We start from the raw sequence: 13,130 nt of genomic DNA on the forward strand, positions 1-13,130 counted from the left end.
GTCTCCGTCGATCAGAGTTTGGGTTCGCCGAGGCCGGACAGCCGTTCGAGATGCTTCACGGTGGCGATGAAGTCGGTCTCGCCGTCGCCTTGCGCGACCAGCGCGCCGTAGGTCTCCCGCACCTGGGCTGCGAGCTGCAGCGGCACGCCGACGGCATGGCCGGCCCCCAAGATGAGGTCGAGGTCCTTGGCCATCTGCTTGCAGGAGAAGCTCGAGACGAAGTCGCGGGTGCGCAGCGGCGCGGTCTTGTACTTCACCATCGGCGAGGCGACGGCGCTCTCGTCCAGCACCTTCAGGATGTCCTGCCAGCCGATGCCGCCTTTGCGCGCCAGCGCCAGGCTCTCGGCCATCATCGCGGCCGAGACCGCGATCATGAGATTGACCGCGAGCTTCGCGTAACGCGCTTCCTCGCCCGGGCCGAGATAGGTCTGCGCGCGGGTAAAGCTTGCAAACAGCGGTTTTGCACTTTCGAACGCATCCTTCGGCCCGGACACGAAGCAGCTCAGCGCGCCGGTGTGGACGATGCTGGCATTGCCGGAGACCGGCGCCCGCAGATAGGAAATTCCGCGGGCCTGTGCTGCGGCATCGACCTCGGCCGAGGCCTCGGCGCTGACCGTGCTGGTCTCGATCAGCACCGCCTTCGGCGCCATCGCACCGATCAGGCCGGTCGGGCCGAGCATCACCGCGCGAAGTGCGGCGTCATCTGGAAGCGACGTGATCGTTGTGGGCCGGTCGTTGACGGCCTCAGCGGGCGAGCCGGCGACGGCAATGCCGTGCTCGCGCGCCTCGTTGAGCCGTGCGGCGCTCTGGTCGAAGGCGGTGACGCTGAAGCCAGCCTTGGCGACGAGAAGCGACATTGGCAGGCCCATCTTGCCGATGCCGATGAAGGCGACCTGTTTGCTTGTCTCGCTCATTGTTGTTGTCCGTTGGCCACGTTACGCGGCGTGCCCTTGTCGTTCGATGTCCCGCACCAGTCGCTGCCCGGATTGCGCCAGCAGCTCCTTCTTCCGCTCCAGCCCATCGACCAGCAGTTTGCCGTTCCGCTTCTTCCAGCGGCCTTCGATCATGACCGCCTCGATATTGGCGAGGCTCGTCTGCATCACCACGGTCGCGACGGGATCGTGCACCGGGAAGAGATTCAGATCGTCGGCGTTGATGATGACGAGATCGGCGAGCTTCCCCGGCGTCAGCGAGCCGATCTGGCCCTCGCGGCCGAGCATGCGTGCGCCTTCGGTGGTGACCCAGGCCAGTGCCTCGCGCGTGGGAATCGTGGTCGTCGCCGGGATCGTTCCCTCGCTCTTGCGCATCTCGGCATTGTCGAGCGCGCGCTGCATCGACAGCGCCACGCGCGCCGCGGAGAAGAGATCGCCGGCCAACACGGACTCCAGGTCGATACCGATGGTCGGGCGGACGCCGCGCTTCAGCAGCCGCCCCGTGATGGGAAAGCCATGGCCCTGGATCATCTCGTTCTCAGGCGTTACCGAGAAGGTGACGCCGAGATCGATCAGTCTTTGCAGGAGCTCATCAGGCAGATCGTTGCCATGGACAATATTCACGTTGGGGCCGACGAGGCCGGCCTCGATCAACTTCTCCCAACCGCCTTGCGTCTTCGCGTGACCGCCACCCTGATGCATCGAGGCGATCAGGCCAAGTTCCCGCGCGAGACGAAAGTCATGCATTGCCACGTCGAGCGTCGAATAATGCGGACCGAGAATGGCCAGGCCGAGCGTGACCAGGCCATTGCGATCGGCGAGGGGACCGGCCAGCAACCGCTCGATCTCGCGGCGGGGATGCGGCACCTCCGAGAAATGCGGCTCGCCCGGTTTCGGCTCGGGCTTCGGTGAGCCGTGGAAGAAGGCGGCGCGAATGCCGCTCTCGACCAGGCCGCGCACGGCGGCGTCGGTGTGAGCCGGCGTCGGGTTGTTGTGGCACCAGTCGACCAGCGTGGTGGTGCCGCAATTGATCTGGTTCAGCGCGCCGACGAGGGTGGCGATGTAGATGTCATCGGGGGCGAACAGGGTCGCGAGCCCGGCATGCATGCGGCGGAAATATTCCAGCAGCGTCCAGTTCGCCGCAAAGCCGCGCAAGCCCGTCTGCCAGGTGTGCATATGCGCGTTGACGAGGCCGGGGATGACGATGCGGCCGCGTCCATCGACGATCTCGGTCTCTGCAGCGCCACTGCCAAGCTCGACGCCGGGACGTATCTCGGCGATCCGCCCGTTCTCCACCAGCACGTCGCCAGCACGGAGATCGCCGATCGAAGCGTCCATGCTGATGACGGTTGCTGACTGGATGAGGATGCGCCGCATATTGCTCACGCCGCCGCTTTGGTGGTGATCGGCGGTTCGCCAGCCCAGGCGCGGGCGATGAGGTCGCGGATGGCGCCCCGCTCGAGCGGGCGCGGATTCCAGTAGGCATTGGTGATGGCGAGGTCGGCGGCCTTGTCGATGCCGCTCTCGGGCATGCCGATGTCTCGTAGCGCGAGCTTGGCGCCCAACCGCTTGGCGAGATCGAACAGCCCCTGCGATGCATCCGAAGCGCCGATTGCACCTGCAATGCGCGCCATCGCCTCGGGCGCCGCGGGCGCGTTGTAGGCCAGCGCATGCGGCAGCACGGTGGTGTGAGTCTCGGCATGGGGCAGATCAAAGGTGCCGCCGAGCGTGTGGCAGAGCTTGTGATGCAGCGCCATGCCGACGGTGCCGAGACACACGCCGCACAGCCAGGCGCCATAGAGCGCATCGCTGCGCGCGGCGCGATCGTCGGGTTTGGCCGCAATCGCGGGTAGGGCGCGCGCCAGCGCGCGGATGCCTTCCTCCGCCATCAGCGAAGTCACGGGATTGGTGTCGCGCGCGTAGAGCGCCTCGACCGCATGCGCGATGGCATTGATGCCGGAGGTGGCGGTGAGGCCCACCGGTAGCGTCATCGTCAGGTCGACGTCGTAGATCACCGTCTCCGGCAGCACGGCTACGTCGCGCACCGTGGTTTTCAGGCCGTTCTCGGTCTGGCCGAGGATCGGCGTCATCTCCGAGCCGGCATAAGTGGTGGGAATACAGAGCTGGTTGACGCCGGTCCGCAGCGCCAGCGCCTTGCCCAGTCCTGTCGTCGAGCCGCCGCCGAGCGCGACCACGCAATCGGCGTCGCATGCCTTCATCGCCGCGATCGCCCGCTCCGTCACCTCGACCGGCGTATGCATGGTGGCGCCGGCGAAGAGGCCGGCATAGAGCTGGCCGAGCGCGGCGCCCAGCGCTTTGCCTTGCGCCTCCTGCTGTGGCGTCGTCAGCACCAGCGCCCGCTTGCCGCCGAGGCGCTCGATCTCGGCCCTGGCCGCGGCAAGCGTCCCGCTGCCGAATACGACGCGGCATGGCAGATTTTCAAAGGTGAACGAACCGATCATGCGCCGGTCTCTTTGACGGGATAATCGACCTGGAAGCGTCCGATCCGCAAGTCGCCGAGCTCCTCCCGCACCCGCAGATGCTCCGGATGGGTGGCGTAGGCTTTCAGGGCCGCGTGATCGGTAAACTCGGAGACGAGGACAACGTCGCAGGCGTAATCGACGTCGCTGATGTCAGCCCCAACCTCGATATGGGTGAGGCCGTCGATCCGGCCCTTGAGGCCTTCGAACAGGGTTTTGACCTTGGTCCGGGCGGCCAGGCGTTCGGCCTGGGTCTCCCCACGCAGCCGCCACATCACGATGTGCTTGATCGGACCTGACATTTCCCAGATTTCCTCGCCTGCGATCTTGCTTGTTCGGGCCATTTTGCCTTGCAGAAATCGGAAATAAAGGCCAAAAATCGTAAGTCTCTTTTCCAGAATGAGGAAGAATGGACCGCCTGCTTCAGCTCGAGGTGTTTTCAAAGACGGCCGAGCTCGGCAGCCTGTCCAAGGCCGCCGACACCTTGCGGATGTCGAACGCGGCGGCGAGCCGGCACCTGAGCGCGCTGGAGGAGCGGCTCGCGGTCCGCCTGATCGAGCGCAACACGCGCCGGCAATGGCTGACCGAAGCCGGGCAGGAGCTGCTGCAGCGATGCAGCACGTTGCTGAACGAGCTCGCGGAGGCTGAGGACGCCGTCAGCGATCGCGCGCTGTCGCCCAAGGGCATGCTGCGCGTCACGAGTTCGCTGTCCTTTGCGATGATCTACATGGCGCCGATGCTGCCGGCGTTTCGGAAGCTCTATCCGAAGCTCGACGTCCAGATCATCGCCGCCAACCGTTATCCTGACTTCATCGAGGCCGGCATCGACGTCGCGATCCGCACAAGGGAGCAGGAGCCGGATTCCAACATCATCATCCGCCGCATCGGACAGATGCGCCGCGTGATTGCGGCGGCACCATCCTATCTCGCGACGCATGGTGTTCCCGAGCATCCCGCCGATCTCGCGCGCCACGACATGCTCATCTACAATTTGGCCAATGATCCCTATTCGCTGCGGCTGAGCAGGGGCAGCACGACGCAGACCGTCCGGATCGCGCCGACGCTCGACAGCAATGACGGCCAGATCATCTGCGGCGCCGCGCGCGCAGGGCTCGGCATTCTGATCCAGCCGCTCTACATCGTGCAAAGCGACATCGCAGCCGGCAAGCTCGTGCCTGTTCTGACGGATTGGGAGCTGCCGCTGCTCACCATGAACGTGGCCTACCAGAACCGCGTCCGGCTGCCGGCCAAGATCAGGGTGTTCTCTGATTTTCTGGTCGACCACATCCGCGTACATTCGGATGCCGGGATCTGGATCGAGACGACGTAGACGGCTGACGGCGCGCTACTCTGCCCGGCCTTGCGCCCGCGTCCGCCCGGTGGACGACCGCGACCGCGGTGCGGCCTGCGGTTCCGGCGCGGCGGAGAGCCTGCCTGCTTCGGCCTCGCGCAGCTCCTTGCGTACTTTCCTAGCGTTGCGCATCGCGCGCTTGATGAAGGGATGTTGCGAGTCCTCGGCGAAGAACAGCACCACCTCGCAACACGGACACTGCCTGGAATAGCCGTCCTGCAATCGTCCCGCGCGATCGCGAAACATCGCCTTGCAACGCGTGCACTGGATCTGGACGGAATTCATTGCGCCGGCAAGTCATGATGATTGGAAATCGGCGGTTACGGTGGGCCGAATGTCTGAAGAAAGCCTGAAGCCGGTTGATTGCCTGATCGCACGCATTGCGTGCAGCCGCACGCGCCCTGCTATTGTTTGGCGGCCATCGCTTCCAGGCAATGGTTGAGATAGACGGTCCGATCTCGCGGCAGCACCTTCTCCAACTCCGCCTTCAGGGCGCATTCGCGCTGACGGATCTGCTCGGCGCGGCGCTTTTCGGCCGCTTCCCGATATTCGGGTGCAACCTTGCTGGGATCGACAAGAGCCTGGGATCTGGCAGGCGCCGTGGCAAGCAGCGCGAGGGCTGCAATGATGAATATGACCTGCTTCAAATGAGCCTCCGCAAAAGGACTCATCCTAGCGCCTGGTTTCGGAAGGCTCAAACGGCAAGTGTGGGGCCGACCAAAAGCGCAGCCTGACCGCAGAGGTCGCCGAGGATCGGCCGTTAGGTTTGGCGACATCAATTTCGCCGAGCGACGTCCCATCACTTCGGGGCGTGGTCGATCTTGTGCCCGAGATGCCCGGTGTCGTGATCGCGACGCAACTGGCTCAGCGACGTCTCGTTTAGCTGGTGCAAGACCTCGCTGAGTGTTGTCGCATCCGGATAGCCGGCCGCAAAACCCTTACCGTAGATCTTGCGCAATGTGCCGACCAGCGTGTTGCCGTGCTTCTTACTGATCGCGCCATCCTTGTCCCGATGGCGACCGTCCAGGCCCGGTTCCTTCATGGGTCACTCCCTGTGCGGCGTCTGCGCGCCTCGTCGAAGGGTGCGCTCAAATGAGTTGATTGGCAACGACGAGGCTCGTGCGAGTTGAGGGCCGCACGCGGCGTTGGTTTCGCGCTCGCAGAAACCATCGCGGCGCGCCAAGCGGCTCAGCGGAAGCTGCTGAGGCTGACGATGGGAAAGCCCATCGTGTTTCCAAGTGATATGTCGAAAGGGCCCCGCGCTCTCAGGCGCCGGGGTCTCAGGCGCCGGGGTCTCATTTCGCGAGGCGGCTAGGCTGCCTGTTCCTCAAACGAAGTGTAGATTCGGCCATTTGGATCAACGATCTGAACGTCCCAGCACCCGTCCTCGATCAGCTCTTTGGCCTTCTTGAGGGCGGCGGCGAGTGACAGCCGCTTGAGGCTGACGACGCCTGCCGTGTCGAAACCGTTGATTTCAAACATGCCGTTCCTCCAGGTTTGTCGAATCCTACACCTTTCTCGCGGGTTGTCTGCTGGCTTTTTTGGGGGGAGGTGACGGAACAGGGGGCAGAACATATCCAGCCGCCGCCGCTGTCATCCACCGACGGCGGCTCAATATCGCGTGGCAGCCTCCGGTCCGATGACGATCACGGCGGATCGACTAGCGTGCCGATCAGGGTGCATATGACCACGGTATTGCTCGACGATTCCGTGCTGATTCTGACGAATGGAAAGCGTCCCTGGCCGATAAGCCATTCTGTGGTCATGTCAAAATAAGCTTTGAACTCCGTGTTGGGTACGGGCCCGGTGTATGCATTTTCCGGAAGGGGGAGCGGTAACCAACGTTGGATGGCGTTTGAACTGCCATCCGTTGAAATGAACAAGCCGCCGACGTAGATCGGCTGCGTGGTTTGAACTTTGCAATGCAGCTTTTTGACCATCACCATCTTGTTCGCTGGCGTCTGCGTCAGGAACGCGCTGCAATTGAGTTGGCCGTTGCATCCGGCGCTGATCGTTTCGTCATAGTATGTGCCGACCACGACAGGCGCTGCATGGGCCTGACTTCCGGCAAAGAGCGCTGCGGCAACAACAGCCGATGTGGCAAATTCTGCAAAACGCATTTTGATCTCTAAATATTGGCTGCGGGTAGCGCAGCGTTGAGTCTGGGCATTGGTAGGTTCCCGCCCGGGAAAGGTTCAAACCCCGGAGCCGCCGCCGGGAGGGGCGCTGCGCGAATGGCCGTCGCGTCGGCGCCATCGCATAGCCCCGTAATCGGCCGGGGGGCCTGGGCAGGCCGGACGGTCACGTCGCTAACGTGGAATTAATCCGAAAAGCCCACAATTTTAGACAGTTGTAGGTGGGTGCTGCGTAAAGGAGGCGTCACGAGGACGTTCCGGCGACGGCTTCCTTTTGCTCGCTCATGAGGTCAATGCGCATGACCACGACATCCGAAACGTTAGGCTTTGCCGAACATCTCGACGCTGCAGCACTCGCAGCCGCAGCATTCGCTCCCCCAGCCGAATCCGAAGCCCCGGAAGCGCCAGTGCCGAACCAGCTGTCCAGCCGGAAGTCGGTCCTGGCGCTGGCGGTGTGTGCCTTGGCGATCAATGGCGCGGCGGCGATCTATACATCGCCGTTCGATCTTCCGTCGCCGAACATCGGCAGTCTGGCCGCACTGCTTCCGAGCCGGGAAGCTGCCGCGCCGAAACCGGATCCTGTCGTCGCTGCCTTGAAGGAGATCCAGTCGACCCAGCAGCAACAGGCTGCTGCACTGCAGGAGATCAATTCCTCCTTGCAGCAAAACACAGCTTTGCATCAGCAGGATTCAACGGTTCTCGTCTCTCTCCGGCAGAGCATCACCGACGAACGGGGCGACGTGAAGAAGATATCGCCGCAGCTTTCGACGCTGATCGCGAAGATCGACTCGCTGCAAAGCACAATGATGTCGGACGTCACGTCCTCCATTCGAAGAGCACATGCTCGCTATGGACTGTCCGAAGCGATGCGCAAGCGGTTGGCTCGGCAGTCGAAATCTGTCGGGCCAATGTCGGTTGGAGGTGCTCCACTGACTGCGCCGGCGACGGTTGCCGCGCCGGAGAGCTGAAGACGCCTCAGGCAAAATAATCTGCGACTCTGTTGGTGCCGGCCTCGTCACTCTTCGGCAAGGAGACTCACTGCGGTGGAACCATCGTACCGGTGATGCTGCAACTCACGCCAAGCCCCAGTGTATCGCCCGGGATCGTCTGGGCCGACAGCACCACGTATCTGTTCTGGCCGACGAGGAAGAAAACGTTCTGATCGAAGTTATAGTAGTAGAAGCCGTTTGTTGCGTTCGCCGTGACCGGCGGAAAACCGAGATATATGCTCCGGACGACGACGGCGCCGGCCGAACCCGGAGGCGCTGTCCAAACCTGAAAATACATCAATTGAAGTTGCGCGCGCGTCGTAACGGCGCAGTACACATGATTGATAGAAAGCAAGGCGTCCGACGGCGTGAGCGATGAGACGGCGCTGCAGCGATTCGTGTTTTGGCAGCCCGCGGGTCCAAAGATGTCTTCATAGTAGATATTCGCGAGCCGATTGACCTGTCCAGCTTGCGCCGGAATGAGCGAAAACGTCCCCATGAGGAATGCCAACAATCGAAGTGCGTTTAGCATCTTGTCGCTCCCAATATTGCCGCCCGCTTGAAATCCAGCGCAGGCGACAGCCATCCGATGCCGGGAGGGTGTGATGCAATACCCCGGTATGGATGGGTCTGAGCTGACCAGCAAAGGTTCAGCAGCAACGTCAAGAACCGCCGCACGACGGGGGGCGTCAGGTCGTGGTCTGTTGCAACAGCAAAACAAGGCGCGGGACTGAAGCCCTCGCGATCCCCGTTTGCAAATTCTCGATCGGGAAGGGACGCAGCAGAGCCGGATCTGGATCCGGAGAAAACAAGGCCCGCCAGCAGGCGCTGGGAGGCCCTGTGCTTTCAGTCGTCCGACAAGTTGCCGACAATGGTGCAGTCGGCAATAACCTGAGAGGGGTTGGCGTTGGGGGCTGATGCCGACGTGATCGAGATGAAGGGAAACCGTCCAGGACCTAGTTTCAAAAAGGTATCGGTGACGACCGAATAGTATCGAAAGCTGATCGAGACCTCTGCCTCAACAGTGCCACGAATGGATTGCGAACGGCCGAGATCGCCCGCCATTCCGTTCGTGGTGGAGCCGCCCACGGATGTACGTCCCAACATCCAACCGAGTGCGGTCTCGATGTCGCAGGCCACGTGCGTGATGTTCAGAAACTTGTCTGCTGGTGCTTGCGCGAACCACAGCGTAGCAAGGTTGCCGCCAATATTGATAGAGGCGCGATCCTCGTACCAATTCCCTGATCTGACTGGCTTGTTGTTCTGCGCCTGAACCGGCGCGGCAAAGACGAGGAGAAACCCAAGAAAGGCGAGGGTGACTTTGGCGAATTCAGCGAAACGCATTTCGACCTCCAAATGAAAGAAGTAGATGCCGGATCTTTTTTGAACGGGCGTGTGTACCGCGCCCCCGATGATCCGCGCGTCATCCAAACGACCGACGCGGCCTGGAGCGCGTTGATCAATTGGCACTGGGAGTCTGACCGACGACCGCAAGGCACGGATCAGCCAGCACAAAGCCGGGCCAGCCCTCGGCGCCGCGATCCTGACCGACGAAGCGTGGCTCGACGTCAGACTGGTGCGGATCGTCCGGTCAGTGATTCAGCGTCGAGGGCGACGTGACGCTTGCGCGCGTCAGCTCCTCCGGCCGCAGCCGCGGCTTGGCAGGGGCCTCCCAATACAATGAGCGGCTCGCCCTGCCATTGGCGAAGCGCAGTTCGCAGCTGCCGCATCACCGGGATGAGAGGCGCCTTATCCACAATGGCAGGGCAAGATTGCTGCGAAAGCGAACAGGATAAGCCCGATTGCGTCCGTCACGCTGTTATCGGCGGCGTTGTCCTTGCCGGACAGCGCAATTGCGGTTGTAAAGCACAATCATTTTAACTAATTTTTTAGACGGCAATTATGCCAAGAAGGGGCTCGTTTAAAATGACTAAGAGATTCCCATTTATATTCGCATTTATGGCGGCGGGCGGACTGTTTGCGGGTCCGGCTTACGCCGCTCAGACGGCCTACGTTCAGGCGACCACAGCCTCACCCGGCGCCTGTACCCAAACTGCACCCTGCACCACCATCGCAGCTGGACTCGCCGCCGCCAGTGCCGGCGGAGAAGTCGTCATCCTGGACTCCGCGACGTACAACGAGTCCAACGCCATCACCAAAACCGTTGTCATTACCGCGCCTAACCGTCCGATCATCGTTCCAGTGTCCGGCCAGCCTGCCTTCACCTTGGCCACGGCCAATGTCAGTCTCAGCATTGGAGGGGTGATCATCGACGGCGCGGGTGGGACGGCGTCGGGAATTGTCGTGACAAACGGCAAGAACCTCTTCGTCTCCGATTCCTCCGTCAGGAACTTCACGGCCGCAGGCGTCGCAGCGATTTACGTGACACCTCCCACTGGTGTTACCCTCAACGTGTTCGTGACCGGCGCCAGCACCAGCGGCAACAACGCGGGAATTGTTGCCGATGGCAGTGCAGGGGGCAGCATTCGCGCCACCCTGCGCAGCTCGCTTGTTTCGGTCAACACCCATGGCGGACTTACCGCAATCGGCGGCTCCGGAAGCTCGGTTTTCCTGCTCCACCAGGTGCTCTTGCAGGGCAACGGCGCTGCCATTTCTGCCTCCAACGGAGGTGGATTTCTGGTCGATGATTGTCGGATTTTCGGCAATTCCGCCGGAATCTCGGCAAGCGCCGGATCCTTCGTTTATTCCTACGGGAACAATAATCTGAACGGGAATTTTGGGAACGACGGTACATTCACCGGCAGTATCGGGCTCCAGTAATCGCAATAAGCGCCTCCGGACGAACCTGGGGTTCGTCCGGAGGACAGTTTCGCGTCGATACGCCACTCAATTGCGCTTTCAGGGGTGGGCTACGGCATTGACGAATGAGTTTCGTGCACTTGCCGCGGTCATCGTTGTCACCATAATCCGGTTCGCCCTAGCGCGCCTTCGTTGGCTCATCAGCTATCGGTCAACTCTCCAACGATGGTGCATGCCCCATTTAGGGCAAAGCTCCCTGTGCTTGCTGCTGTTGCGATAGAGAGCCAGGGATATCGGCCTGGGCCGATTTTGTAATAGACCTGCGTTATGACGGAATAATACTTGCTCCCGCCTGCGGCTTCTCCAGTCGTGTTTCCTCGAACAGACATGGGGCGGCCCAGGTCGACAGCGCCGGGAGTTGTCCCGACTCCCAATTCTGCCACCGCTAGGATTTGATTTGAGAGCACGGAGATGGTGCAATTGACGTGCGTGATATTGAGGAACTTGTCGCTCGGTGTCTGAGTGAATGTGAGCGTAGCCGTTGCAAAGTTCCCGTTTATCGATGCTCGATCTTCGTAGAATGTTCCTGAGATAATTTGCTTGTTGTTCTGCGCGTGAGCGGGGGCAGCAAATGTCAGGACAAACAAGAGCAGCGCAGCAGCGGACTTGGCAAACTGGATGAAATGCATTTCAGCCTCCAAATGTCAGGGCGGGCATTCATCCTCGTACGATTTCGACGACCGAACATCTGACGAATGTCGTAGCCGATGTTCTCGCAGATGCGCCGGTCCGCCGCGTTTGGGACGCCGTGATCGAAGCGTCCGGGAGCGCGCCCCGCGAATCATCGTTCGGTAGCGGCTCGGTTTGCGTGCGAGCTACAGCGCGTTGTGCGTGTGTGGAATCTCTAGCTTGGGCGCATGGCAACTATACAGTGACCGTGCACTCAATTGCGTTTTTCGGAGCTGGGTTACGGTGTTGACGAATGAATTTCGTGATCGAGGGCAGCGCGAAGGCCACGCGTGGCGTGCACCTCGCCGATTTAGCGAAATGGATCGACGTTCGCCGGGCGGCGGCTCAGAAGGAGCTAGACCAGCTACAGGGAAGGCGGTGAAGTCCAAGCGCAAATTCATGGTGTGAGACGCTCTCCCGCGATCATGGGGCTCACCGGTTCACGTTTGGCTGACCCGGCAAATTCGTTCCCTCGATCTCTCATCGTCCAAGCTGAGGCGGCGCAATCGAATCCTCGCAGGTAAATATCCGTGCGTCCGGTCCCTCTGGTACCTGTCCTCTGATCCATTGCGGATTGCTGGCCCATCCGGCCCACGTGAAACGCGTCGGATTTGGATTTGGGTGACTTGGCCAAAGCCTGCCGAGTATCTGGGCCTCGTATGACACGCAGATCCGGACATCGGTAGTCAGGATCTTCGCCGGAATGGCAACCGGATTGGAACAAGGAATAGCGATTGAGTCGCTGGGGCCAAGCGTATTGGTTGAACCCGTCCTAACTACCGAGGCTTCCTGCACTCTGTAATTGGGGTTGTCGTATTTGATGTCGAGGATGTGACAGGTCCAGCGAATATTCCGTAATGTGAATACGTGACTGTTGTTCGTGATCAAGAAGGGATAGGCGAATGGTTTAGTTGGGTCTGATCCCGGCGAAGAAACCGTAGCTCCAATCTCATAGATTCGATCGAAAATCAGGTAGCCTACTGATAGGACCGCCAGCGCTCGAAACAACCATGCGATGACGAGATGGTCGTCACGCCATACCCAGCGTACAAAACGCGCGAGCAAGATTGCGCAGAATGCCAATCCAGCGACGCTATAGCTTAGCAATGCCCTCACTGATCCCGCCCCGTTGAGATCACCGGTACATCTAGGAATTCACGCTGGCCTGCAAGTGCTGCAGCTCACGTTGGTTTGGTGGATTTCGTCGAACATCCCAGGAGTCAGCCGGCTCCACCACCGCCTGCACCTCGCCCATACTTGGCGACATGCGAGACCGATACCACGCCAAGAACTAACCAAACGAGCGCAGTCATGGCCGCGCTCCTGTGTGCATAGTGTGTGCACGCGGGATTTTAGAGATAGGAAGATGTGGTGAGGATTTTAGCGTAAGTCCTTGATTTAGCTTGGTGAGCGCGCTGGGGCTCGAACCCAGGACCCCGTGATTAAAAGTCACGTGCTCTACCGGCTGAGCTACGCGCTCCCATGGCCGCTGGATGGCTTCAACGATTGATCGCCATCGTCTTCGGACATTCGAGAAGCATGTCTTGCCGCTACGCCTGGATTTGCGTTGCGGGGAAAACCGGCTGTTTCCGGATCATGCTTTCGGCTCGCGCTGTGTAGGGGGATGGGGCGCTGAGGTCAATAGCAGGGGTGGCTGCCGAAACTGTTGGCAGGATCGGGGATTTGCCCGCGGTATCCGTCGTTTAGGCCGGAATTCTCAACCCGATTGGCGAGTAGCTATCCACGCCGAACAC

Annotated in this window: 16 protein-coding genes and 1 tRNA gene; 4 read left to right on the plus strand and 13 right to left on the minus strand. The window is 61.1% G+C overall.

Annotated features, from left to right (window positions below; translation table 11 throughout):
- Window positions 1–11: 11 nt before the first annotated feature.
- Genes JQ587_RS05985 through JQ587_RS06000 form a run of 4 tightly spaced genes read right to left on the minus strand, consistent with a single transcriptional unit; the run spans window position 12 to window position 3,714 of the window.
- Window positions 12–914, minus strand: a complete 903-nt coding sequence (locus JQ587_RS05985) for an NAD(P)-dependent oxidoreductase (protein WP_212424684.1) — start codon at window positions 912–914, stop codon at window positions 12–14.
- Between the two features lie 21 nt (window positions 915–935).
- Complete coding sequence (locus tag JQ587_RS05990; protein ID WP_212424685.1) at window positions 936–2,309, minus strand: amidohydrolase family protein; 1,374 nt, start codon at window positions 2,307–2,309, stop codon at window positions 936–938.
- 5 nt (window positions 2,310–2,314) lie between these two features.
- A complete protein-coding gene (locus JQ587_RS05995; protein WP_212424686.1) occupies window positions 2,315–3,394 on the minus strand; it encodes a maleylacetate reductase in 1,080 nt (359 codons plus the stop codon).
- The gene (locus JQ587_RS06000) at window positions 3,391–3,714 is read right to left on the minus strand and encodes a Dabb family protein (RefSeq protein WP_212302365.1); all 324 of its coding nucleotides are present in this window, start codon (window positions 3,712–3,714) and stop codon (window positions 3,391–3,393) included. The genes JQ587_RS05995 and JQ587_RS06000 overlap by 4 nt, the downstream gene beginning before the upstream one ends.
- A gap of 107 nt (window positions 3,715–3,821) precedes the next feature.
- Between JQ587_RS06000 and JQ587_RS06005 the strand changes: the two genes are divergently transcribed.
- Window positions 3,822–4,742: a LysR family transcriptional regulator gene (locus JQ587_RS06005; RefSeq protein WP_212302364.1), complete on the plus strand. Its 921-nt coding sequence runs from the start codon at window positions 3,822–3,824 to the stop codon at window positions 4,740–4,742.
- A 15-nt stretch (window positions 4,743–4,757) separates the two neighbouring features.
- Here JQ587_RS06005 and JQ587_RS06010 read toward each other — a convergent pair whose 3' ends face one another.
- From JQ587_RS06010 to JQ587_RS06030, 5 genes are all read right to left on the minus strand, one after another.
- The gene (locus tag JQ587_RS06010) at window positions 4,758–5,048 is read right to left on the minus strand and encodes a hypothetical protein (protein WP_212302363.1); all 291 of its coding nucleotides are present in this window, start codon (window positions 5,046–5,048) and stop codon (window positions 4,758–4,760) included.
- 119 nt (window positions 5,049–5,167) lie between these two features.
- Window positions 5,168–5,410, minus strand: coding sequence for a hypothetical protein (locus JQ587_RS06015; RefSeq protein WP_212302362.1), 243 nt, complete (start codon window positions 5,408–5,410; stop codon window positions 5,168–5,170).
- Window positions 5,411–5,562: 152 nt separating this feature from the next.
- Window positions 5,563–5,805 (minus strand): hypothetical protein, encoded by a 243-nt coding sequence (locus JQ587_RS06020; protein WP_212302361.1) that lies wholly within the window; start codon window positions 5,803–5,805, stop codon window positions 5,563–5,565.
- 269 nt (window positions 5,806–6,074) lie between these two features.
- A complete protein-coding gene (locus JQ587_RS06025) occupies window positions 6,075–6,245 on the minus strand; it encodes a hypothetical protein (RefSeq protein ID WP_212302360.1) in 171 nt (56 codons plus the stop codon).
- A gap of 164 nt (window positions 6,246–6,409) precedes the next feature.
- Complete coding sequence (locus JQ587_RS06030; protein ID WP_212302359.1) at window positions 6,410–6,883, minus strand: hypothetical protein; 474 nt, start codon at window positions 6,881–6,883, stop codon at window positions 6,410–6,412.
- A 308-nt stretch (window positions 6,884–7,191) separates the two neighbouring features.
- On the opposite strand from JQ587_RS06030, the gene JQ587_RS06035 reads away from it, so the two are divergent.
- On the plus strand, window positions 7,192–7,866 hold the full coding sequence (locus tag JQ587_RS06035; protein ID WP_212302358.1) for a hypothetical protein: 675 nt from the start codon (window positions 7,192–7,194) through the stop codon (window positions 7,864–7,866).
- Window positions 7,867–7,933: 67 nt separating this feature from the next.
- On the opposite strand, the gene JQ587_RS06040 is transcribed toward JQ587_RS06035, so the two are convergent.
- Window positions 7,934–8,419, minus strand: coding sequence for a hypothetical protein (locus JQ587_RS06040; protein WP_212302357.1), 486 nt, complete (start codon window positions 8,417–8,419; stop codon window positions 7,934–7,936).
- 314 nt (window positions 8,420–8,733) lie between these two features.
- Complete coding sequence (locus JQ587_RS06045) at window positions 8,734–9,231, minus strand: hypothetical protein (RefSeq protein ID WP_212302356.1); 498 nt, start codon at window positions 9,229–9,231, stop codon at window positions 8,734–8,736.
- 582 nt (window positions 9,232–9,813) lie between these two features.
- Between JQ587_RS06045 and JQ587_RS06050 the strand changes: the two genes are divergently transcribed.
- Entirely contained in the window at window positions 9,814–10,668 is an 855-nt protein-coding gene (locus tag JQ587_RS06050) for a right-handed parallel beta-helix repeat-containing protein (RefSeq protein ID WP_212302355.1), read from the plus strand.
- 179 nt (window positions 10,669–10,847) lie between these two features.
- On the opposite strand, the gene JQ587_RS06055 is transcribed toward JQ587_RS06050, so the two are convergent.
- Window positions 10,848–11,336: a hypothetical protein gene (locus JQ587_RS06055; RefSeq protein ID WP_212302354.1), complete on the minus strand. Its 489-nt coding sequence runs from the start codon at window positions 11,334–11,336 to the stop codon at window positions 10,848–10,850.
- Between the two features lie 293 nt (window positions 11,337–11,629).
- Here JQ587_RS06055 and JQ587_RS06060 point away from each other — a divergent pair, with 293 nt between their 5' ends.
- Entirely contained in the window at window positions 11,630–11,758 is a 129-nt protein-coding gene (locus JQ587_RS06060) for a pyocin activator PrtN family protein (RefSeq protein WP_212424687.1), read from the plus strand.
- Between the two features lie 1,022 nt (window positions 11,759–12,780).
- On the opposite strand, the gene JQ587_RS06065 is transcribed toward JQ587_RS06060, so the two are convergent.
- Window positions 12,781–12,856 (minus strand) — tRNA-Lys (locus JQ587_RS06065).
- Window positions 12,857–13,130: the final 274 nt, after the last annotated feature.

It is taken from the genome of Bradyrhizobium manausense (assembly GCF_018130615.1).
Taxonomy (GTDB): Bacteria; Pseudomonadota; Alphaproteobacteria; order Rhizobiales; family Xanthobacteraceae; genus Bradyrhizobium; species Bradyrhizobium manausense_A.